Consider the following 22,840-nt stretch of genomic DNA (forward strand, 5'->3'; position numbering starts at 1 on the left):
TCATCTTATTTGCCATAAACCGGCAACCAGCCCAGCATCGCCAGCACATGACAAACGGCATAAATCACTCCCATTGCCAGCAGGAAATAACTCAATCTCATGGAGCCGCCAATGGATACATCTGAATCGGGAAATTTTTCCCTGGCTTTTTTCAGCATCAAAGGCGGGAAAATCAATGCATTTATGGCCGATGCCAAACCAGCAAAGCCAATGGCATAGAGAAAGCCATTTGGAAAAAAAAGACCGCCGATTGACGGCGGCACAAAGGCCACCAGAGCGGTTTTCAGTCGTCCGATGTGTGTATCAGGAAACTTGAATCGATCGGCAATAAAATCAAATAGCGACAGGCTAACCCCAAGAAATGAAGATACCACCGCCATATTTGCAAAAACCGTCAACAGTCCCGACAAGCGTTCGCTACCCTCCCCTTGGTTCATGGCACCGAGCAAAACTCCAATATTGCCCCCCTGCTCTACAACCGTGGCAAACGCCTCACGGGGCAGGTTACCCATAGTCGACATCATCCATACCAGATAAATCAGCATTGGGAACAAAGAGCCAATAAAAATGCTCCGCCCGATTAACTGCGGCTGTTTGCCATAGTAGCGATACAGGCTCGGCACTATGCTGTAAAAACCAAAGGCGGTTAAAAAGTAAGGCAAGGCCGCAAAGGTAAACACCACAAATGGTTCATTGTCAGCCCCGGCAGTCATGAACAAACGCCCGATTTCAGCCGTCAAACTCAAGTCTGCCGCTGTCAATCCAAAGCTGATCAACATTCCGATAACGAGTACTGTGACGACCCGGTCCACTGCCCGCGTGCTAATCCAGATAATGGTGGAAAACACGACCGCAAACAGCACACCGGAAATCATTTGCGGGGGCGCCACACCGAACAGTGCATTGAGCGTGTGATTGACAATGGAGCCGCCGCCACTGATATACGCGTAGTCCAGAATATAAAGCACAAAGGCAAACAGAAAACCGTTGATAATGTTGGAAAACCTGCCCAGGGTACCTTTCACCATGGTGTCAAAGCTGGCGCCTCTGGGGTAATGAATATTCACTTCCAAAATCAGCAAACAACATTTGTACATACAGAACCAGGACAGAGCCATACAGACCAAAGACCAGCCGAACCACATACCGGAAGCAACAGTGGGTAATGAAAACATACCCGCGCCAACCGCCGTACCTGCGGTGATCATAATCCCTCCAATCATGGAGGTTGGTGTTTTATTCTGCTCACTCATAACTCTTGGGGCCTCAAATAAAAGGGTTTCACCGGGTAGGCAGTGGCATCTTCAGGTTCTTCAATAACCCCATTCGCCTTTTTATAATGTTCAAACGCAGCCAACATCAGCGCCAGTTGTTCTGGCTCCCGGGCGCTCAAATCATTTTGTTCTCCGGGGTCGTTGTCCAGGCGATACAGTGCCCAGCGGCTATCTGACCAGGGGGCGCGTATCTTGACTGCTTTCCAGGGGCCCATAAACACACTGGCATGGCCAAACAGTTCAAAGCTCACGGCCTCTTGGGGCCCGTACACATGCTCTGCTGCGCCTTTTAAATAAGGCAGCATGGAACGGCCACTCAAGGATTCAACTGCCCTGCCCCGATACTGCGAACCAGGATGCTGTGCTCCGGCAAGTTCCAGCAAGGTCGGGGCAATATCCAGCACAGAGGAAAAACCGTCAATCCGCCCCCCCTGCTCCAAAACGCCTGGAATACGAGCAATCAACGGTCCATGAATACCGCCTTGGGTAGGCACAAATTTGTAGTATTTGCCCAATACAGAACCCGCCTGCGCCCAGCCCGGGCCATAGAACACGTAGGAATTTTCGTTGCCGATATTTGCAAGACTGTTGTCGTAGTTCTCCTGCATCCAGGCTTTGTAGGCTTTGCGTTCGCTGCGGTCGTAAGGTTCTGCGCCATTGTCGGACATAAACAAAATTACAGTGTTTTCGTATTGGTCAATATCTTTCAAGTGCTGCACAACTCGGCCAATATTCTTGTCCAGGTTATCCACCATGGCGGCGTACACTGCCATTTTGCGGGCCGCAACAGCTTGTTCTTCAGGAGAGAGACCAGCCCATTCCGGCACGTCATCCATGGGCGGCAGCTCGATCTCTTTGCCGATGTAGCCAAGTTGCTGCTGGCGCTGGAATCGCGCCTTGCGCAAAGCCTGCCACCCCTGAGCATAGACACCCTGGTACTTTTCAATGGTTTCCCGTGGAGCTTGCAGCGGCCAATGGGGGGCGGTGTATGCCAAAAAGGAAAAAAACGGTTGGCCGGTTTTACGGCTGGCATCAATTTGTTCGATAAGTTTGTCAGTAAATAAATCACTGGAGTAACCCGCCGGGCGCTCAATCTGTTTGCCGTTCCTGGTGTATTGCGAATCCGGCTTGAAGCTATTCATCCCCGCGCTGTTAAAGTGGTTACCGCCACCATCCACCAGAGCAAAGGTATCCCCAAAGCCACGATAAGCCGGGTCCAATCCTTCGCCATAACCCAGATGCCATTTACCGGCCATGGTGGTGTAGTAACCCGCGTCCTGTAACAACCGAGCTACTGTTACCACATTCTGGTTAAGGTGGCCCACGTAACCCGGCAATCCTTGATGATGAGGCAACAAATCCTCCGCCATAGTGCCCATGCCGTTGCGATGGTTGTCAACACCAGACAACAACATGGCACGAGTGGGAGAACAAGTGGCCTGAGTGTAGAAAGAAGTAAAACGGGCACCCTCTGCAGCAAGGCTGTCCAGCACAGGGGTTTCAATCTCGCCACCGTAAACACCGATATCGCTGGCAACCATATCGTCCGCCACAATCAGTAAAATATTGGGCTTTTTATCGGCAACGGGTTGGTCAACAGGTTTAACCGTATCGGCCACATCGCTACAAGAAGAGAGCAACAACAGCACTATGGACAAAAAACAGATGCTTTTCATTTTTGGCCTTTGTTTTTAGTTTTTTGAAATTTTGGATGCATTTGTTGCGCACACCCAGATGGAAGGTACCTCGTATTAACCTGGCAATTATTTATGGGCACCTCTAAAAATGCCCTTTCCCCCGTGAAGGGTAAACAGAGATACTAGTGAAACACGGTAGTCTTTTTACGACAAAAAAATGTCATTAGGCGCCACCCTCTCAAACTATAGCCGCTAATGACTGGCTGTAGGTTAAGATTCGCCAGACGCCGTTCTCCGTTCACGCTATACCTGCTTGACCCAATTAACCAACAGGTCAGATGATCGGGTAACTGCAGCCAAGATTTCCCATTATTCTGGAAACACGAAATCACTGGATTGTATGGATTATGTTGAAGACAGTTTACCCTGCATTATTGCTGTTGATTTTTCTGGCAGCATGTAGTGAGCAACCTCCTAGCCAGAAAACCCACAGTTCATTTGTTGTTTCAGGTGCGCAGGTATTTGACGGTGAATCCAGCCTGGGGGCAATGGATGTTGTCGTACGGGATGGTTATATCACAGAGCTGAGCCCATCCATTTCAGAGCAAAAGTGGCTCGGGCAGGGATTAGCCATTATAGACGGTCAGGGACATACATTACTGCCCGGTTTTATTGATGCTCATACACACACAGAGTCCGTTCAGCAATTGGCTGATGCACTGATGTTTGGTGTTACCACGATTTTGGACATGGGCACTTTTCCAGAGCACGAATCCGCTTTGCGCCATGCAGCGATGGAGCAAAAAAACCTGGCCGATTTTCGATCTTCTGGTGCTTTTATTACTGCTCCAGGGGGCCATGGGACCGAGTACGGTATAACGATTCCAACTTTGGAGCACCCCGAACAGGCGGATGAGCTCGTCCAAAGCCTTGTAGATAATGGCGCCGATTACCTTAAGCTGGTCATCAACGGTGTCCGTCATCAGGCAAAAAACACTCCGACTCTGGATGAGCAGCGCGTCAGGGCTGTTGTGAAGGCGGGCAAAAACAGAAATTTGCTGATATTGGCACATATCGAAAATGATACCGATGTGCTACTTGCGCTAGAGGCCGGCGTAGACGGCCTGGTGCACCACTGGCGCGACGCCGGAGCCAGACCAGAGCTGGCGCGTAAAATTGCCGATGCAGGTGTTTTTGTAATGCCAAGCCTGGCCGTTGTCGACGGCATACTTGGCGAGGGGCCGAAACAATTGCTGGCCGATCCTGCGGTGTACCCTTATCTCTCCGAGCTTTCACGCAAGCAACTCGGAAAAATCATCTCTTTTACCCCACCCAGGGGGCTGAGTAGCGAGCGGGGGTTTGCCGGCGTACGCAGCCTGATGGAAGCTGACGTAAAACTGCTTATGGGCAGCGATGCATTTGTCTACAACCCCCGCATTGTTCACGGTGCCAGTTTTCATCGATTGTTGGAGCTTTTCACGTTCACCGGCTTGACCCCAGAGCAAGTATTGCAGGCAGCCACCGCAGACGCTGCCGATACTTTTGCTCTGACAGACCGCGGGCGCATTAAAAAAGGGCTTGTGGCCGATCTGGTGTTGGTGCGAGGTGACCCGATAACAGACATTCGCGCAACACGCGACATTGCCAGGGTCTGGCGAGCGGGCGTTGAACTGCAACGTACTTCCAGTGAGTAGAGGGAAATCCCGATAGGGCACTTCTAAAAATGCACTATTTTCATTGCTGTCCCACAAACTCGAACAACATGAATTGGGTATTGCTTGATGTGACCGTGGTCAGCAAGGATGCTGACCTCGAGCCCCCATGGATGGGTTTACGGCGCGTCACAGCAAGCAATACCCAATTCATGTCTGCTGCGAACCCAAACTCTTTGACGGCCTTATTTTTCCTGTGATTCAGGGATGAAAACTTAAAGTTTATGGGACAGCAGTACACTATTTTTAGAAGTACCCGATATTCAGCAAGCCTGTTGACACAGGGTGAACAGCGCTGTTTTTGAGTTGATGCCCAGCTTTTGGTAGGAGCGCCTTCGATAGGTGGTCACACTGGATGCGGCAATATCCAACTTGCACGCGATGGCCTCTGTAGTCAGCCCCTGCAAAATGCCTTCACAAACGTCCCGTTCCCGGGCAGACAAAGAACCCAAAGGAGTTTTCAGATTCTGGCTGTCTCTGTGGGTATAGTGCAGCAACAGGACTTCAGCAATAATCTTCCAAAAAGCGCTTCGCAAGTCTTTGTCACTTCGGGAAAATAATCCGCTTTCAGAAAAACGGTAAAAGCTGACCAACAATAGCTCGTTGTGGTTTTTGGCAACCAGAGAAATACTGTCCACAAGGCCCGGTTCAATAAAATATTTTTTGCGGTAATCCCTGTCCATATCGGCTTCCAGCTTTCTATGGTCGAGAATATAAAAACCATTGTTGTCAGAGGCTTTTTTTATGTAGGGCAGTATGGGGTCTTGCTTGTAACCAGACTGCATATATTCCCCGGCCAACACGCGAATCCGATTGCTGTTTCGGGCGTTGTACGACAAGTAACAGCATGGCGTGCCGTTTCTGTACGAATAAATCATACACTGGTCTGCGTGTATGACCTCTTCAATAACGGACAAAAACTGCTCATTAAAGTCCTCTTTTCCTGCGTGCCACATACAGGTAGCAAGGCTATCGAGAAAGCGGGCAGACCCCTCCTCGGTCAACTGTTTTTCCAACGACATATATTTTTGTCACCTGTAATAGGGGGCATACAAAGAAAAGACTGCAACTATACTGGCCACACATACTACTGTTTAACAAATTTGATGCCAACTCAACCTGAGGAACAGAAATAATGGCAAAAACGAGTGCTAGTGAATATAAGCCCGGGTTGTCCAAAGAGGAGGTCCGCAATCTGGCGGGAGACCAACCCATTGTTAAGCTGTCGTCAAACGAAAATCCTTTCGGCCCCTCACCGCTGGCTGTTGAAGCCGCACGCAAGGCAGTGGATGCCGGCAACATCTACCCGCCGCGCAACGACAAAAAACTCAAAAAGGCGCTGGCAGAATTTCACGGCAATGGCCTTACCCCAGAGCATTTCTTTTCCGGTAACGGCGGTGTAGAAGCTATCAGTATGGTAGAAGATACCCTGATTCAATCTGGCCAACGCGCCATTGTCACGCCCCCGTGTTTTGGGGCCTATATTTCCTCACTGAATAAAAAAGGTGCCAATATAGACCGGGTCCCCCTGATTGGTGACGACTTCGATGTGGATGTGGATGGCATTCTGAAAGCGGTAACAGACGACACTCGCCTGGTGTACCTGTGCAACCCCAACAATCCCACCGGCACCTATTTTGGTGATGATGTATTGGACGCCGTACTTGATGGTCTGCCGGAACATGTCACAGTGCTGTACGACGAAGTGTATTTCCAGTACGCCACTGATTTTGAATTACCCAATGTAAAACAGCGCGTACTTGATGGCCGCAATCTGGTGGTGATTCACAGCTTTTCCAAAGCCTATGGCCTTGCCGGGCTGCGCATTGGCTACGGCTACGGAGCACCGGAGCTGGTAGAGAAAATAGACGCCAAAAAGCGTAGTTTCCATCTCAATGCCGCCAGCATGGAAGCAGCCATCGCCGCTCTGAAAGACGAGGCCCACATTCGCAAAACCGTCGAAAACAATACTGCAGAGCGACCGAAACTGACCGAAGGCATTGAAGCTCTCGGCTTGAAAGTGGCGCCAAGCCAGGCAAATCTTGTGATGTACGAATGCCCCGCAGGGACGACAGCAGACGAAATGGCCGCCAAGCTGGTGACAAAGGGGGTGATGGTACGGCCGGCTTTTTTCCTGCCAAACCACATCCGCGTATCCATTGGTACCCCACAAGAGAATGCCAGGTTCCTTTCTGTACTGGCCGAACTGGTTTAAAACACCTTACTGAATACCAACCTGCAGGATAACGCAATGCAACAGTTAACAGGTGGCGAAGCCACTGTAAAAACCCTTAAATCCCTTGGAGTAAAAACGATTTTTGGTCTGCCAGGCGTACAAAATGACTGGCTGTACAACGCGTTCTATGACCACCAGGATGACTTTCGCATTATCCACACCCGTCACGAACAAGGCGCCGCTTACATGGGCCTTGGCCATGCTCTGGCCACTGGCGAGCGCACCGTATTCAACGTAGTGCCCGGCCCTGGCTTGCTCAATGCCACCGCTGCCATGGCAACCGCCTATGGCCTCAATGCCAAACTGTTGTGCCTGACCGGGCAAATTCCCACCAAAGCCATTGGTCGCGACCTCGGCGTATTGCACGAGATCAACAACCAGCAGGAAATTATCGGCGCACTGACCAAATGGGTAGGCCGCGCCAACAGTCCTGCCGATGTGCCAGGCAAATTGCGCCAGGCGTGGCTGCAAATGGAATCTGGCCGCCCGCGCCCGGTGGGTCTGGAAATTCCCATGGATGTGTTGGCCGCCAAACAGTTGGTTGATCTTGAACAGGGTGCAGGCAGCGCCTACCGCCCGCCGGTGGACGAAGAAAGCCTGCTGGCAATGGCCAAAAAACTGGGCAACGCATCGGCACCGATGATTTTTGTTGGCAGCGGCGCCCAGGATGCCTCTGAGCAAGTGCGAGCCATTGCCGAAATGCTGCAAGCGCCAGTGGTTGGCTACCGCACTGGCATGGGGGTTATGGATGCCCGCAGTTATCTGTCCCTGCACCAGCCCGCAGCCAAAGAACTGTGGATGAAAGCGGACGCTGTGCTGGCCATTGGCACCAATATGCGCGTACCCATGGGCAAATGGTCGAAAAAATACCAACCACCGGTTTACCGTATTGATGTGGACCCTGTTTCCCACGAGAAATTTTCCGCCCCGGAAATTGCCATTACCGCCCGAGCTGAAGACGCTCTGCCAGTACTGCGCAACCAATTGCAAAGCCACAACCGCAAGCGCGAGTCCCGCCGCGATGAATTGGAAGCCGTACGCCATGCCTGGCGAGAACGCTCAGCGGTGCTGGAACCACAGATGAGTTACCTGAAATTAATTCGCGAGGAATTGGGTGAAGACGGTATTTTTGTCGATGAGCTCACTCAAGTGGGCTTTGCCAGCCGCATCGCCTACCCGGTGTATAAACCCCGAACCTACATATCCACCGGCTATATGGGCACCCTGGGCTACGGATTCCCCACGGCCCTGGGTGTGAAGGTAGGCCGCCCGGATGTGCCGGTGATTTCTGTTACCGGCGACGGCGGCTTTATGTTCGGCGTACAGGAGTTGGCGACTGCGGTTCAGCACAAAATTCCATTAATTACCATTCTGTTTAACAACAACATGTACGGCAATGTTCAGCAGATGCAAAAAAATGACTACGATGGGCGAGTGATTGCTACTGACCTGCACAATCCGGACTTTGTTAAAATGGCAGACTCCTTCGGTGCTCAGGCAATACGTGCCAACAATTTTGACGAGCTGCGCAACGCCGTTCAGCGCGGTAAAGAAGTGGACGTTCCCACCGTCATCGAAGTACCCGTGGGCGACATGCCCAGCGTTGACCAATTCCGCTAAGGAGACCAAATGAACACCAACCTGGATGATAAAGCCATCATCCCCACAGGCAGGGGCATCGGCCAGCGCATGGCGCAGGCCGCCAAAACCCAGCGCTGCATTTTCTTTTCCGGCTTGCCGGGGGTGGGAAAATCCCTGTTTTTGCAACAACAAACCTTAATGGCCGCCAACGCCGGTCGCCGCGTTCACCTGATGCAGTGGGATATATCACGAGAAGCCTTCGAAACTCCCGAATCCCTGCAGAAGTACCCGGAAATTGATGGCTTTACTCACGCCGGCATTCGCAAAGCCGTGGGGCTTTGGGCGCGGGACGGCATAGCCCGCTGGCACACTGCACACCCCGGCAACAACGACCTGTTGATTGGCGAGGTGCCCATCGTTGGCAACCGCTTTGTAGAGTTGGTACAGAGTGGCGACGATGCAGTGGAATCTCTGCTGGCCGGGCCACAGGTCACTTTTTTTGTGCCCGTGCCTTCAGCTCAGGTGCGCGAGCGCATAGAAAGCGCCCGTGCAGCGTCCATCGCCAAACCGAAACACGAAAAAGAAGCACGCGATGCACCCATCAATGTGGTGCAGGAAAACTGGGAGACGGCACGGCAGTTGGCCGTGGATTTAGGTATTGCCGAGCCGTGTAACGAAAGCCCCGTACCCTACAGCGCAAAAATCTACGCCGATGTGTTCAGCCATTTACTGCAACACCGCAACTGTGATGTGCTGGACGTGGACGAAATTTACCCAGCAAACGGTTCGGTATACGACATCGGCGTTGAAACCCATGAAATTGCTGCCAGCCTCGATGAGGTTGTTGACGTTTTTGCTGCCCTGGAAGCCCGCTACACTGCGGAAAGCCTGAATCAATCTGTGGAGCGTTGGTATGACGTCTGATAACTCTCAAAAACCGGCGCAAGCACTGGTGCTGGACTTTGGCAGCGTGGTAACACTGACCATGTTTGAAACCCACGAACTCAGCGAGCGCGAGCTGGGGCTGCCGCCACGGTCACTGAACTGGCTGGGGCCATTCGACCCGGATGCTGACGAACTCTGGTCGTCCATGCAGCGGGACGAAATTAGCGAACGCGATTACTGGCTCACCCGCACCAAAGAAGTGGGTGCACTGGTGGGTGAAACCTGGACCGAGATGCAACAGTTTGTGTCTCGCGCCCGGGGGAAAATTGTCAACGACATCATTCGCCCGGAAATTCCCGCATTAATCAAAGCGGTAAAAGACGCCGGTAAAAAGCTCGCCATTCTCTCCAATGAACTGGACCTGTTTTTTGGCGCCGACCTGCGTGAAAACCTGACCTTTTTACAGGACTTTGACGTCATTGTAGACGCCACCTACACCCGTATCCTCAAGCCCGATCCGAGAGCCTACCATGCCTGTATAGAGCAACTGGGCCTGGAGGCCGCTGATTGTGTATTTATCGATGACCAGATGCGTAATGTTGTCGGTGGCAACAAGGTAGGCATGCCGTCGATACACCTGGACGTACGCAGCCCGCAACAGGCATTCAACGACGCCCTGCAAAGATTGGGCATTGACCATGCATTTGAAGAACGCGAACCGGTTGTTCGCCGTTGAGCACAAGGAATTACCATGAGCTTGAATCAAGCAGAGATTGATGCCCTGCGCGCCCGACAGGTGCCGGCACAACACAACCTGATCAACAACCGCGAGGTAGCGGCGCGATCCGGACGCCAGATGGATACTGTCAGCCCCATTGACGGCCAGGTGCTGACCACCATAGCCGCCTCTGACAGTGCGGACATCGATGATGCCGTAAAAGCCGCTCGCAATGCCTTTGATTCCGGTGTCTGGTCAAAAATGGCACCGGTGGAACGCAAGAAAATCATGCTCAAATGGGCCGAGCTGATAGATGCCAACGCCTTGAAGCTGGCAGTTCTGGGAGTGCGCGATAACGGCACCGAAATCGCTATGGCGTTAAAAGGCGAGCCGAAAACCGCCGCCGATGTGATTCGCTTTTACGCCGAAGCCATCGACAAAATGTGTGGCGAAATCACCACCACGCCCAGCGATGTGCTGTCGCTGATACATCACGAACCCGTTGGCGTTGTCGGGGTGATCGTACCCTGGAACTTCCCGGTGATGATCGGCGCCTGGAAGCTGGCACCGGCACTGGCAGCGGGCAACAGCGTAGTGCTCAAACCCTCGGAAGATGCCTCTCTGTCGCTATTGGCAGTGGCCCGGTTAGCGGTAGATGCAGGAATGCCTCCCGGCGTACTGAACGTGGTCACTGGCGAAGGTGCCGTGGTGGGCGAGGCCCTGGGCCTGCACATGGATGTGGATGTAATGGCCTTTACCGGTTCCGGTATTGTTGGCCGCAAGTTGCTGGAGTACGCCGCCCGTTCCAACATGAAACGCGTGTATTTGGAATTGGGTGGTAAAAGCCCCAACATCGTTTTTGCCGACGCCCCCGACCTGGATGCTGCCGCCAAAGGCGCGGTGCAGTCCATCTTCCGCAACTCCGGCCAAGTGTGCGTATCCGCTTCCCGCCTGTTTGTGGAGCAACCTGTCTATGATGACTTTATCAAAGCCGTTGCCAGGCACACCGAGGCTCTGCGAGTGGGTGACCCACTGGATGTCAGCAATACCACAGGCTCTCTGGCCAACCGCGCGCAACTGGCAAAAACCAAGGGGGCTGTGGTCAAAGCCCAGCAACAGGGCGCGCGCCTGGTCACTGGCGGCCAACAAATACACGTTGAAAGCGGCGGTTTTTACCACCAGCCAACCCTGTTTGCTGACGTCAACAGCGAAATGGATGTGGTGCAACAGGAAATCTTTGGCCCTGTATTGGCGGCCCGCTCGTTCAACAGCGAAAAAGAAGTGTTTGCCTACGCCAACGAAACCGATTACGGCCTGTCCGGTGCTGTGTGGACGTCTAATCTGTCCCGCGCTCACCGCGCCATCGCCGCGATTCATACCGGCATTGTTCAAGTCAACTGCCACACCGGTGCAGATACCACCATGCCTTTAGGTGGTGTCAAGCAATCCGGCAACGGCTACGACCGCTCCCTGCATGCCTTTGACAAGTACATAAACTACAAATCGGCCTGGATTAATATCAAAGCCTGAATACTCAAAGATTTAATGAGTTGCGGATATCAATGATCTTGAATAAACCGTAGGGTGGATTAGCTGAAAGCGTAATCCACCACATGATATTAAACCGGCAACCTTATAGGTTGCGTTTAATAATGCGGCACAGGGATGTGCCGCCGCTGGCGAAGCCAGCGCAAGCTCAATAAAATCAATCACTTCCGCGCAAGTGCGTTACTTTCTTTTATGTAAAAGTTATTGAGCGCGCAATACAAAAGGCAGGACGCCTTCTGTATTGCCGGGTTAATAGTTTGGCTGCTAATTCTGACCGATGATTGGTGGATTACGCCGCTTCGCGACTAATCCACCCTACGGCTTCGCTTGCAATGACAGTTTGGGTGGTTGTCCTGATAACAGTGCGCGCAGGCATGGGTATTCGCATACGCTATTGGAAGCTCAAACAAAAAAGGCGGCAGAGCCTCTAAAACTCTGCCGCCCTTAATGGCTGTCAACAAGCCATGTATTTAAAACTTATAACGGGCGTTTAAGCCAACTGTTCTCGGGCGAATGGTAGCGCCGGTCACCCAACCACCAGGACCGTTGGGGTTGATGGAATCCAGGCGAACCAGCGCAAACTTGTCAAACAGGTTATTTGCAAACAGCGCCACATCCCATTTGTCTGTTTGTACCCCAATACGCAAGTTGGTTGTGCTGTAAGAATCCAGCACACTGTCGATACGCGCCGGGTGATTTTGGTTGCCGTCAAAATAAGACTCGATTTCGTCGGTGTATTGCACGCTCAGGTTGCCATACAAATTCATTGCCTCGCTCAATGGCTGGTTATAATCCAGTGCGGCATTGAGCTTCCATTCGGGAACAAAGATCAATCTGTCACCACTTACCGCTTCCTGAGACGGCAAATCCTCGGTGAATTCCGCATCGGTATAAGAACCACCGAAACTGACTTGCAGTGTATCTGTTGCCAGTGCACGGAACTCAAACTCAACACCTTTGCTTTCAGCACCGCCGGCATTGGTTGTAAAGCTGGAGCCACAACCAAGACGGGTGGTAATTTGCAAATCCTGATAATCGATGTAGAACAGGGAGGCGTTAAAAACAACTCTGTTTTCAGCCCAGCTGGATTTTAAACCCAGTTCATAATTCCACAGGCTTTCGGAATCGAAACCTTCTGGATTAAATGGCACACCAAGCCGAGCCAAATCTCCTGGACAGTCGTTATCCGGACCAGCTGTCACCAGGGGCACATTACTTTGACCACCGCCAAGACGGAAGCCACGGGCAGCTTGCAGGGAGATCAACACATCTTCATTGGCTTCGTAACTCACCAGAAATTTCGGGTTGATACCGTCTTCCGACGGCTCCCGTACTGGAGGTAGGCTAACACCGCCGTTGAGTCGACCAGAGGAGCGTACAGCGAAACTCTGATCGGTATCGAAATAGCGTATGCCCACTGTGGCAGAAAGTTTGTCGGTAAACTGGTATTTCGTTTCACCGAACAGTGCAACCTGATCAACGTCAGACTGAGCCTCAGTTTGTAAAAGGTTGCCCGGGTTGGCGCCAAACTGGAATAAATCTGTAAGCGCCAAACCAGCCGGGTCAAAAACCGGCAGAATCTGAAAATAGTCTACTTCCTGCTTGCTGTAGTAAATTCCACCAATCCATTGCAAATCACTGTCGTCGGTGGAAGTGAAGCGTAATTCCTGGCTGAAATTGGTCACCGCTTTGTTGTCGTCCAGACCAATACCCAGAACTGGCGTACCTTGACCACCAGGGAAGAAACCTCCCCCCAGGTTATTGCTGGAAATATCCACAAAAACGCGAATGTCGCGGTCGATGTAGCTAGTGGAAGATGTCAGTTGGAAGTTCTCAAAATCGTAGTTTACGGTAACGTTGTAAATATCCACATCGTCGTTGTAGAACTGATCGAGAAACTTCCACTGTTCATACTCACCGCTGGAGTCAAATGTTTGGTCCGGTTGCAAAGCACCCACTGTTACCAGGCGTTGGGTACCCACTGCTTCCAGGTTGTCGTTGGGCGTACCATCGGAAAAAGTCGATTGGCTGATGTAGGTGAGCTTGGCATTTAATTCGTCCGTTGGCTGCCACGACAAGGCAACGCGAAAACCATCTCTTTCAGTATAGTTCACATCTTCACCCTGCCCCGGTCCCGGCGCAAGGTTGTCAATCCAGCCCGCTTGTTCCGTATCGTAGGCAACAATTCGGGCGGCCAGCTTGTCCTCCACCAGAGGAATATTGATCATGCCTCGTAATGAGTGGCCGGTATCCCCGTGACTTACTGTGGAAGAACCGACATCTATCAGGCCTTCGAGGTTTTCCATATCCGGTGCGTTTGAAATCAGACGTATGGTCCCCGCCAGGGAACCGGAACCGTAGAGCGTACCCTGTGGGCCGCGCAAAACTTCCAGGCGCTGCAAGTCAAATGGTTCCAGATCCGGATTATACAGAACCGCAGAAATCGGAATTTCATCGAAGTACACACCAACTGTTTCAGAGGCGCGAATATTATCCCGACGCACTTCCCCTGAGTTGATGCCGCGAATATTTAACTGGCTGCGACCGTTACCCTGATTGGAAATTGCCAAACCAGGAACTTTAAATGCGTAATCAGACAAATTATTGATGCCAGCGTTACGCAAAGAATCCTGGGATACCGCTGAAATTGCCTCTGGAATGCTCTGCACGCTTTCTGCACGTTTGGATGCAGTAACGGTAATTTCTTCCAAAACTTCAGCACCTATTACCGGTTGCGCTATCAATCCTGAAGCGGCCATTGCAGTAAACAGCGGTGACAATTTTTTCTTTTTCAATCTCATGGTGACTACCCTCTCTTTGGCTTCATTTATGTAGAACAGCTTGATAATTAGTTGGCGTAATCTCACACACAATGCAACAACTTTACGCCCCTGCTTCAAATGATTTTTTTATTATTAAGCACAAGATAATAATCAAAGAGACATGACATTTTGCGCCAAAAAGTTATCTCTAAACGACAGGGTTATAAGCCATACCCTATTTGACGCTTGCCATCGCCACTACACCGGGAATAAAACACCTTCGGGTAAACTTCATCAGGGCTTCACCATCTCAGGTAAAATGATATTGTTGTCCCCGCGTATTTTTGCCAGACAGCTCTCATCTCCCAGAGGGTGTCGAGCCGCTTTTTTCACGCTTTATAGCACCCTTGCCAACAACTGCTCAACCGCCCGCCTGCCTTGATCCGCGGCTGGCCCCCAATGCTGAAAACCTTCCAGTTCAGAATGTCCGAATGCGATCCGCCCATAGCCTTCCTTGATGATATGTCTAGGCGCCTTGCCTTGTGCCGTATCGAAGAAAAAGCCGGGGGTTGGCACGACATAGGCATGCCCCCAGCGATTGAGAATAATGCCACGCACATCCTTTTTCGCGTTAAATCCGTGTGCACCAAACAACCTGGTCATCTGATCAAGAATCTGGCGTTCATAGTCGGCATAGCTGGTAAAGAACAGGGACATCCTGCCTTTGAGACACTGAGCCTGTACCGACAAACCGGGAGAGCCAAAATGAACATAGAAGGTCAGGACGATTGGCTTATCCGGGTCCAGGGGTGGCTGATGACGGCCCACCAGCATGGGTGGCCGGATATTGCAGGCATCGCCGAACCCTTCCTCCCAGCGGGCACCCGTTATTCCCAATTTGTAAAGAAAACGCCAATTCGTCAGCGCCACGTTCGCAATCAACATGGGCGCGTGGTGAAACTGGCTGTAGGCCGCACTGAAACGATCAGGTAAATCTTTAACGATATGCCTGTTAACCCAGCCGCCCGACGCCATAACAACGCCTTTGGCGCGAGCGCAATGGAGTTTTCCATGACGGGTATAAACCACCTTGACACTAGAAGCCTCACCGGGCGCACCCTCGTGCTTCACGCTGACCACCGTGGAGTGACAGCGAATTCTTATGGCGTCTCCAGCCTTGTCCAGAGCGTCGAAATTGATGGCACCGGTAATGATGTCATCAAAATTGTAGCTTCCGGCAATAACCTCGGGCTTTATGTTTTTTATAAAATATCGGGCAAAACCTGAATTCCCTCCGGGGAAAGAATTGCGTTTACGGGTCTTGGCCCCTGCTACGCCCTCTTTATATTCCTGCTCCGAAATCATGCCAGGCATGCGAACCATCCTGGCGACATAGGCGGAAACCGAGTCGCTGCCCAGGCCAAAGGCTGCACTCATAAATGCGTCAGAATATCTGGCACCTTCAGGCCCCAGATTAAACTCTTTCTCAAGATACTGCTGATAGGACATGCTATCCAGCCATGCTCTGGTTTCGTCATCCGATGCAATATCAGCTCGACTTCGCTTCCAGGACAGCAGATCTTTGCGGCGCGGGTCCAACATAGGGGCATTTATTAAATCATTCTGCCAGATATTATTAGCCCAGCGCGCTCCAGCATCCGCAGCGAAAAAATACCCCATGCTGAAATTTTCCTCTGAGCCGGGGTGAATAAAATCAAAATTGTCCTGACAAAATTTCAAATGCTTCAGGTCAGCGCCCATCTTGCGATAAGGCAAATCACGAGGAATGTTAAACTCGGCGTAATAGCGGGAATCCCCACTTGCCTTTTCCGGGTCACTTGCTGGCGGAGGAACAAAAAAGCCATTGGCGCCTTGCGGCGCAATCAGGCGCAGACCATCCATATCAAACTCGTTTTCTTTCGACTCGCCACCAAATATCGGATGGTTTTCCAGCATCAGACAGGTCTGGCCAGCCCTGGCGTGCTTTTTAAAATGCCATGCCGCACCCAGCCCGGCCATTCCTCCGCCGACAATAACCAGATCATGTTCTTCCGTGGCGGGGATATTTTCCGGCAGCCCCAAGTACTTGCCATCCCTTATATCATGTGCGGCATTGACAACCTCCGGGGTATTACCATGGGAATCAGCGTAGTCACCAACACCGCCATAACCGTACCAGTCATTGCTCCTTTTGTCTGACAACGACTCCGCCATGACGCGAGGTGCCCGGGCTGACAACAGGGCAGCGCCAGAACCGGCCACAACACCATTGATAAAATCTCTTCGGGTAAACTTCATCAGGGCTTCTCCATCTCAGGCAGAATGATATTGTTGTCCATTGCGTATTTTTCCCAGGCAACGACCATTTTCTGAAGTATCTGAGGTTGTTCTTTGGCCAGATCATTGAGTTCGGTGGGGTCATTGGCAATATTGAACAACTGCCATTTTGGATCACCGGAACGTTGTGGCGATACCAGTTTCCAGTCGCCTTTGCGCAATGCGCGCCGGCCTAAAAACTCCCAGCCGGTGACATGGTCGGAGTCGTGTACGGATTCTGCTTCGCCCCGCAGCAGGGGCAGCAACGAGCGCCCCTGTAGTGGATGAATCTCCCTGCCCTGATAGTACTGCCCGGGATGGCTGGCGTCGGCAAGTTCAAGAAAGGTCGGCACAATATCCTTGATGGTGGCAAGGGCGGTAATGGTATCTCGGGGTAGCCCGGGGTGGCTGACGAAAGCCGGCACTCTGATGCCACCCTCGTGGGTATGCACCTTTATACCATGCAGCGGCGCCGCACTCGCCCAGGCCCAGTGCGGCCCGGTCCACAGGTAAGAATCCGCCTTACCCATATTGTCATAGCTGTTATCGCGGGTGCTGGTGATCCATTCGTCGAGGGTTTCCCCTTTGATTCTGATGCGGCCAATATCACGACCTTCCGGGCCATTATCCGACATGAAAACAATATAGGTGTTGTCATACTGGCCAATCTCTTTCAGGTGGGCGATCAAGCGACCGACCTGTTTGTCGATGTCATCCACCATGGCCGCATAGATTTCCATCCTGCGGGTTTCCACCTTGCGTTCTTCCGCGTTCAGGCCCGCCCAGGTTTCACGGGCTGTTGCTGATGGAAAATACTCCACTTCTTCGGAGATAAGTCCCAACTGTTTTTGCCGTGAAAAACGCTCGGCCTGAATGCTGGCAAAACCCTGGTCGTAGCGACCCCGATATTTGGCAATGGAACTTTCCGGCGCCTGCAGGGGCCAGTGCGGTGCGGAGTAAGTCAGGTAGGCAAAAAAGGGTTTGCCTGCTGCCTTGCCCGCATCAATTTGCTGTATCAGTTTGTCGGTAAAGGTTCGCGTTGAGTAATAGCCCGCTGGCAACTCCTCAAGAATTTTGCCGTTTTCCTGAAAATGGTTTTTCCCGGGACCGAGAGCGCTGGATATATCAAAATGGTTACCCGTGCCCGTGATCATGGCAAAGGATGTATCAAAACCTCGACTGGCGGGAACTGATGACTCGGCCTTGCCCAGATGCCACTTGCCTGACATATAGGTTGAATAACCCGCTTCCCGCATCAACTCCGGCAGCGTTACCACGCCGTCGTTTAAATAGCCTTCATAGCCAGGTTGATTCTTCTGATTTGGGGCCAATACTGAGGCCAGGGAGCCCAACCCGGTCAGGTGATAGTCGGTACCCGTTAACAAAGAAGCCCGAGTGGTCGAGCAGGCCGGAGTCGCGTAAAACTGGGTTAAACGCACGCCCCGCTGCGCCAGCTGGTCCAGGTTCGACGTGTCTATTTCGCTGCCATAAGCGCCCAGATCGCTGTAGCCCAGATCATCGGCGACTATAAGCAGAATATTTGGGCGCTTGTCTTCCTGCTCCTGCACATCAGGAGTACCGCCCGTGCAGGCAGCGACGAAAAGAAAAAACAAAGTGATGGTAAATCTGTTTTTCATAACCAACAGCCCTTTCTGTATTACTACAGTTCTGGAAAATTATTCAAACCAGGCAATCTGAGTCAATTTGATCCAGGGTTACCGCCCCGGTTTTCTTCATAATCAATTCCAGTTCTTTTCGTAATAATCCTATAACGCCTTCTACACCCTCTGCGCCAAAGGCGGCCAAGCCCCACAAATAGGGCCGGCCGATACAGACCGCGTCCGCCCCCAGTGCCAGCGCTTTAAAAATATCTGTTCCGCGCCGAAATCCGCTGTCGATCAAGACGGGGACTTTTCCTTTTACTGCAGCAATGACTTCGGGCAGGGAATCAATGGTCGCCCGCCCGGTTTCCGCGGCACGCCCACCATGGTTTGACACGATAATACCGTCGGCGCCGTTTTTAATAGCCAGTAACGCATCTTCACCTGTTACCACGCCCTTCAGGATCAGCTTCATCTTCGTCGAATCTTTCAGCCGTCTGACATAGGCCCAGGTCAAGCTATTTGCGATCTGATAATTCATTCCCGCTGTCATCGGCTTTTCGAAATGCCCTTTGGTGTGACAAGCCTGACAATCCCGGTTGTCTGCGTTGATAAACCGTTTAAGCGTTTCCCTGTTAGAGCCCCCATACATATCAATGGTTAACACCATTACCTCACACCCCGCTGCCTCCGCACGGCGAACCATTTTCATTGTGGTATCCCAGCTGTCGGCCGCATAAAGCTGAAACCAGGGTGGCGTTCCGGCGGCCTGAGACACCTGTTCAATGGATTTGGAAGCAAAGGAGGAGTGAATTTGCAGCGTTTGGGTTTTACCGCAACTTTGCCCGGTCGCGATGTCCCCCAGGGGATGCATACTGGCCTGGCTACTCACAGGCGCGAGCGCTATTGGGGAAGGCCACTTTTTTCCAAACAACTCAACCGACATGTTGAATCGGCTAATATCGACCATGCGCCGGGCTCTGAGCTGAATAGTTGAAAAAGCCGCGCGATTGGCTTGCAAAGTTCTGTTGTCATCTACCCCGGTTGCCACATAGCCATAGTGGGCGGGGGGCAAAGTGGCCTTAGCCACCTTTTCGAAGTCGAAGACATTGACCGCCTCATTGACCGACTTGATCAATTTATCAAGCTCGCCATAGGATGAGTTCATTGCCTCCAGGCGTGTATCGTCCGCTAACAGTCTGGAAGACCAGGGGCTCAACACACCGGCAAGCGCCAGTGGGCTAGCTGCAAAATACTTCAGCAGTTTACGCCGTTGCTCCTGCCTGTTTTTCTCGGAGTTGCTCACTTTCCGTTCCTCCACACAAGAGCCCATGCAATACACATTGCTCACCAAGCTGTAAATAATTCGAGAGCCCGGTTTCGTATTGTGAAATACACTTTTTTATATTATCCCTATCCCGACAAATCGATATACAGTAGCGCTCAATACTCAGGGTCTACCGGAAATCCAATTGAGGATAAAGCTGTTGGTTCATCGCGCCATTCGTTCAATTCCACTACTTCTCGCAGTCATACTGCCAGGCTGTTCAAAACCTCCTGCCCCCCCTCCCCCAAGCCAACAGGCTGATGTCATCGTTATTGGCGCCGGCATCTCCGGTTTAAGCGCCGCCATTGAAGCCGCTGAAGCCGATCTCAGCGTGTTGGTCGCGGACATGGGCTCGGTGTTTGGCGGTCATGCGGTGGTTGCCGCCGGGGTGCTGAATATCCCCAACAGTCCCATGCAGGCCGAGCGGGGCATCGAGGATTCCATAGAGCTGGCGCGCCAGGACTTTATCCGCTGGGGCGAAGACCCGGACCAGCACTGGGTAGACTATTACGTTAACCATGCCAAAGTCGACATTTACGATTGGGTCACGGGCCTGGGGGTAAACTTCTTCACCGTTGCGCAACCAGCGGGTAATTCTGTACCCAGGGTTCATGTACCGGAAGGTTTTGGCCTGAATCTGGTCACCCGTATTTACCAGGAGGCGCTCAGCCATGAAAAGATTGCCTTTCTCTGGAACACGCGAGCCGATCAATTACTGGTGGAAGACGGCCGGATTACCGGCATCAGCACCACTCAAACCCGGTCGGGAAATCAGCAGCAACTGCGCGCCAGCGCCGTGGTGATTGCCACCGGGGGATTTCAAAGCAACCTGCAACGGGTGCTGGATAACTGGCCAGGGGCGATTACCAAGCCAACGCGGATACTGGCGGGGTCCGGTGTGCACTCCATGGGCAGTGGCCTTGATCTGGCTACCGAAGTGGGCGCCAAACTACACCGTATGGACCATCAATGGAATTACGTCACCGGTATGCCCAACCCCGGTTTTCCCGGAACGGACCGGGGGCTCAGCTTTTTTGCCAAGCCCGGAAAGCCCCGCTTCGATATCTGGGTCAATGACAATGGCGAGCGTTTTGCCAATGAATGCCAGAGCGCCAAACACAGCCTGCCCCGCCTGCTGCAACAACCCGGGCAGCGCTACTGGTCGGTGTTCGACAGCACCAACAAGCCCAATATGACCATTTCCGGTCCGGGCTGGACACCGGAACGGCTGGAAAGCGAGATTTACGGAAACTCTGAACTGGTCAAGATTGCCGATAGCCTTGAAGAATTGGCACAACTGACCCGGATACCTGCCGACTCACTTGTACAAACCGTTGCCCATTACAACAATCTGGTGGCCAGTGGCGTAGACCCCGACCAGGGTCGTTTTGGCAAAACCGGCAAACAGGGGAATGACGGCAACTGTGGCACACCCAGGCGCCTGGAAAAACCGCCTTACTACGCCGTGCGCCTCTACCCCCTGTCCCGCAAAAGTATGGGTGGCGTCAAGGTGGACGACAAAACCCGGGTACTGGATCATAACGATCAGCCCATTCCCGGCTTGTATGCGGTTGGTGAGGCTTCCGGCTTCGCCGGTATAAACGGCAAAGCCGGGCTGGAAGGCACTTTTCTCGGCCCCTCTATCGTCACCGGCAGAGTGGCAGGCAGAACACTTGCAAATACTCTCACCAGTACCGTCCCGGAACCGCAACGCCCAGCTAGCCATTTCTCCATCCACCCGACAACCAGTCAGTCAGGAGCGTGCCTGGATTGTCATGCGCTGGACCAACAGATGGCTGCTCATCACCAGGGTTATGAGCACTTTGGCTATGTACATACCCTGGTGCAACAACGCAACCTGCCGTGCCAGGCATGCCACGCAGAGCTGTACCCCTACCGGGCAGACGGCCACCAATGGCGTGAGCAATCGAAAATCCAGGCCTGTGCCGTTTGCCATGGTGGAGGGGATTAACCAGTGAATAAGAATACATCACTTTCATTGCAGCAAAAGCTGGCCGCCATAGGTCCGGGCATCCTTTTCGCCGCCGCTGCGGTGGGTGTATCCCACCTGGTACAGGCGACCCGCGCCGGCGCCCTGTACGGGCTGTCCATGGGCAGCATTATTATCCTCGCCTGCCTGATCAAATACCCGGGCATTCGTTTTGGCAGTGAATATGCCGCCGCGACCGGCAAGAGCCTGATCCACAGCTATCGCAAAACCGGGCGCTGGGCGATCTGGCTCTATATCCTGGCCCAGGCGACCTCCATGGTTTTCGTGGTCGCCGCTGTCAGTCTGCTCACGGCGGGGCTGACAAAATCGGTGCTCGGGGTTGGCCTCAGCGACATCGGCATGGTTAGTCTGCTGCTGGCGGGCTGCACTGGACTATTGATTTCTGGCCGTTACGCCTTGCTGGAGAAACTGCTCAAGCTGGTGGTACCCCTTTTTACCCTGCTGATTCTGGCCGCCTCGCTGCTGGTTATTGGTCGCATTCAGTGGTCCTGGGGCGCCTTTGCCTGGCCGGAATTAAACGCCGCCACCCTGATGTTTATTGTCATTATGGGTGGTTTTATGCCCGCACCGCTGGACTCATCCGTGCTGCAATCGCTCTGGACCGAAACCAAGAACCGCAACAGTGGGCAACCCATCAACCCCCGGCAAACCCGCTTCGATTTTAACCTCGGCTTCTTCACCACCCTGGTGTTGGCGCTGTGTTTTATGCTCTTGGGTAGCGCTGTCATGCACAGTAATGGCGTGGCTCCTGCGGCGGGCGCACAGGGGTTTGCCAGCCAGGTCATTAACCTCTTTACCGAAACCACCGGCGCCTGGGTTTACCCCTTTGTCGCCGCCGCTGCCATAGCCGTGATGCTCTCTACCATGCTGACCCTGCTCGATGGCTCGCCCAGAATCGCGGCGGCTATCGTTAAGGAGTTGTCCTCACAGCAGGTGGAAAAAATCGCCGGGGTACGGGTGTATGATCTGGTTATTGTGCTATTGGCCATTGCCGCTATTGGGGTACTGGCGGCATTCCTGGAATCCTTCAAAACCTTTATCGACCTGGTGTCCGCTATAGTGTTTATTGTTGGCCCCCTGATCGCCTGGCTGAACCACAAGGCCGTGTTTGACCCGGAACTCCAGGGCCGCCTGGCCCTTGGCACTGGCATCAGGCTATGGAGCCAGGCGGGGATCATGCTGATGACCCTGGCGGGTCTGGCCTATTGTTATCTTGTTTTTATAAGGTGATG

Annotated in this window: 15 protein-coding genes; 8 read left to right on the forward strand and 7 right to left on the reverse strand. The window is 52.7% G+C overall.

All coding sequences use genetic code 11. The annotated features are described in order from the left end of the window. Positions 1 to 5: 5 nt before the first annotated feature. The gene (locus tag ACVBEJ_RS00580) at positions 6 to 1,253 is read right to left on the reverse strand and encodes an aromatic amino acid transport family protein (protein WP_447127646.1); all 1,248 of its coding nucleotides are present in this window, start codon (positions 1,251 to 1,253) and stop codon (positions 6 to 8) included. Continuing rightward, the gene (locus tag ACVBEJ_RS00585) at positions 1,250 to 2,950 is read right to left on the reverse strand and encodes an arylsulfatase (protein WP_447127647.1); all 1,701 of its coding nucleotides are present in this window, start codon (positions 2,948 to 2,950) and stop codon (positions 1,250 to 1,252) included. The genes ACVBEJ_RS00580 and ACVBEJ_RS00585 overlap by 4 nt, the downstream gene beginning before the upstream one ends. Before the next feature lie 368 nt (positions 2,951 to 3,318). Between ACVBEJ_RS00585 and ACVBEJ_RS00590 the strand changes: the two genes are divergently transcribed. Beyond that, positions 3,319 to 4,605, forward strand: coding sequence for an amidohydrolase family protein (locus ACVBEJ_RS00590; RefSeq protein WP_447127648.1), 1,287 nt, complete (start codon positions 3,319 to 3,321; stop codon positions 4,603 to 4,605). A 281-nt stretch (positions 4,606 to 4,886) separates the two neighbouring features. On the opposite strand, the gene ACVBEJ_RS00595 is transcribed toward ACVBEJ_RS00590, so the two are convergent. Next, positions 4,887 to 5,408: a helix-turn-helix transcriptional regulator gene (locus tag ACVBEJ_RS00595; RefSeq protein WP_447127649.1), complete on the reverse strand. Its 522-nt coding sequence runs from the start codon at positions 5,406 to 5,408 to the stop codon at positions 4,887 to 4,889. Positions 5,409 to 5,758: 350 nt separating this feature from the next. Here ACVBEJ_RS00595 and ACVBEJ_RS00600 point away from each other — a divergent pair, with 350 nt between their 5' ends. From ACVBEJ_RS00600 to ACVBEJ_RS00620, 5 genes are read left to right on the forward strand one after another with little or no spacing between them, the layout of a single operon-like run. After that, complete coding sequence (locus tag ACVBEJ_RS00600) at positions 5,759 to 6,838, forward strand: pyridoxal phosphate-dependent aminotransferase (protein ID WP_447127650.1); 1,080 nt, start codon at positions 5,759 to 5,761, stop codon at positions 6,836 to 6,838. A gap of 36 nt (positions 6,839 to 6,874) precedes the next feature. Then, the gene (locus tag ACVBEJ_RS00605; RefSeq protein WP_447127651.1) at positions 6,875 to 8,479 is read left to right on the forward strand and encodes a thiamine pyrophosphate-dependent enzyme; all 1,605 of its coding nucleotides are present in this window, start codon (positions 6,875 to 6,877) and stop codon (positions 8,477 to 8,479) included. A 9-nt stretch (positions 8,480 to 8,488) separates the two neighbouring features. After that, positions 8,489 to 9,364, forward strand: coding sequence for a hypothetical protein (locus ACVBEJ_RS00610; RefSeq protein ID WP_447127652.1), 876 nt, complete (start codon positions 8,489 to 8,491; stop codon positions 9,362 to 9,364). After that, the gene (locus tag ACVBEJ_RS00615) at positions 9,354 to 10,061 is read left to right on the forward strand and encodes an HAD-IA family hydrolase (RefSeq protein ID WP_447127653.1); all 708 of its coding nucleotides are present in this window, start codon (positions 9,354 to 9,356) and stop codon (positions 10,059 to 10,061) included. The genes ACVBEJ_RS00610 and ACVBEJ_RS00615 overlap by 11 nt, the downstream gene beginning before the upstream one ends. Before the next feature lie 15 nt (positions 10,062 to 10,076). After that, a complete protein-coding gene (locus ACVBEJ_RS00620; protein ID WP_447127654.1) occupies positions 10,077 to 11,573 on the forward strand; it encodes an aldehyde dehydrogenase family protein in 1,497 nt (498 codons plus the stop codon). Between the two features lie 488 nt (positions 11,574 to 12,061). On the opposite strand, the gene ACVBEJ_RS00625 is transcribed toward ACVBEJ_RS00620, so the two are convergent. From ACVBEJ_RS00625 to ACVBEJ_RS00640, 4 genes are all read right to left on the reverse strand, one after another. Beyond that, positions 12,062 to 14,392 (reverse strand): TonB-dependent receptor, encoded by a 2,331-nt coding sequence (locus tag ACVBEJ_RS00625; RefSeq protein ID WP_447127655.1) that lies wholly within the window; start codon positions 14,390 to 14,392, stop codon positions 12,062 to 12,064. Positions 14,393 to 14,749: 357 nt separating this feature from the next. After that, complete coding sequence (locus ACVBEJ_RS00630) at positions 14,750 to 16,651, reverse strand: NAD(P)-binding protein (protein ID WP_447127656.1); 1,902 nt, start codon at positions 16,649 to 16,651, stop codon at positions 14,750 to 14,752. Beyond that, complete coding sequence (locus ACVBEJ_RS00635) at positions 16,651 to 18,306, reverse strand: arylsulfatase (protein ID WP_447127657.1); 1,656 nt, start codon at positions 18,304 to 18,306, stop codon at positions 16,651 to 16,653. The genes ACVBEJ_RS00630 and ACVBEJ_RS00635 overlap by 1 nt, the downstream gene beginning before the upstream one ends. A gap of 43 nt (positions 18,307 to 18,349) precedes the next feature. Beyond that, positions 18,350 to 19,576 (reverse strand): alpha-hydroxy acid oxidase, encoded by a 1,227-nt coding sequence (locus ACVBEJ_RS00640; protein WP_447127658.1) that lies wholly within the window; start codon positions 19,574 to 19,576, stop codon positions 18,350 to 18,352. Positions 19,577 to 19,757: 181 nt separating this feature from the next. Here ACVBEJ_RS00640 and ACVBEJ_RS00645 point away from each other — a divergent pair, with 181 nt between their 5' ends. Continuing rightward, positions 19,758 to 21,569 (forward strand): FAD-dependent oxidoreductase, encoded by a 1,812-nt coding sequence (locus ACVBEJ_RS00645; RefSeq protein ID WP_447127894.1) that lies wholly within the window; start codon positions 19,758 to 19,760, stop codon positions 21,567 to 21,569. Between the two features lie 3 nt (positions 21,570 to 21,572). After that, positions 21,573 to 22,838 carry an NRAMP family divalent metal transporter gene (locus ACVBEJ_RS00650; protein WP_447127659.1) on the forward strand — a complete coding sequence of 422 codons (1,266 nt, stop codon included), beginning with the start codon at positions 21,573 to 21,575 and terminating at the stop codon, positions 22,836 to 22,838. Positions 22,839 to 22,840: the final 2 nt, after the last annotated feature.

It is taken from the genome of Porticoccus sp. GXU_MW_L64, from assembly GCF_052983295.1.

What these genes read in the sequence shown, in the direction of transcription:
- ACVBEJ_RS00590 (WP_447127648.1), top strand. Translation starts at nt 3,319, where the DNA reads ATGTTGAAGACAGTTTACCCTGCATTATTGCTGTTGATTTTTCTGGCA.
- ACVBEJ_RS00600 (WP_447127650.1), top strand. Translation starts at nt 5,759, where the DNA reads ATGGCAAAAACGAGTGCTAGTGAATATAAGCCCGGGTTGTCCAAAGAG.
- ACVBEJ_RS00610 (WP_447127652.1), top strand. Translation starts at nt 8,489, where the DNA reads ATGAACACCAACCTGGATGATAAAGCCATCATCCCCACAGGCAGGGGC.
- ACVBEJ_RS00620 (WP_447127654.1), top strand. Translation starts at nt 10,077, where the DNA reads ATGAGCTTGAATCAAGCAGAGATTGATGCCCTGCGCGCCCGACAGGTG.
- ACVBEJ_RS00615 (WP_447127653.1), top strand. Translation starts at nt 9,354, where the DNA reads ATGACGTCTGATAACTCTCAAAAACCGGCGCAAGCACTGGTGCTGGAC.
- ACVBEJ_RS00625 (WP_447127655.1), bottom strand. Translation starts at nt 14,392, where the DNA reads ATGAGATTGAAAAAGAAAAAATTGTCACCGCTGTTTACTGCAATGGCC.
- ACVBEJ_RS00585 (WP_447127647.1), bottom strand. Translation starts at nt 2,950, where the DNA reads ATGAAAAGCATCTGTTTTTTGTCCATAGTGCTGTTGTTGCTCTCTTCT.
- ACVBEJ_RS00635 (WP_447127657.1), bottom strand. Translation starts at nt 18,306, where the DNA reads ATGAAAAACAGATTTACCATCACTTTGTTTTTTCTTTTCGTCGCTGCC.
- ACVBEJ_RS00605 (WP_447127651.1), top strand. Translation starts at nt 6,875, where the DNA reads ATGCAACAGTTAACAGGTGGCGAAGCCACTGTAAAAACCCTTAAATCC.
- ACVBEJ_RS00580 (WP_447127646.1), bottom strand. Translation starts at nt 1,253, where the DNA reads ATGAGTGAGCAGAATAAAACACCAACCTCCATGATTGGAGGGATTATG.
- ACVBEJ_RS00595 (WP_447127649.1), bottom strand. Translation starts at nt 5,408, where the DNA reads ATGCAGTCTGGTTACAAGCAAGACCCCATACTGCCCTACATAAAAAAA.
- ACVBEJ_RS00630 (WP_447127656.1), bottom strand. Translation starts at nt 16,651, where the DNA reads ATGAAGTTTACCCGAAGAGATTTTATCAATGGTGTTGTGGCCGGTTCT.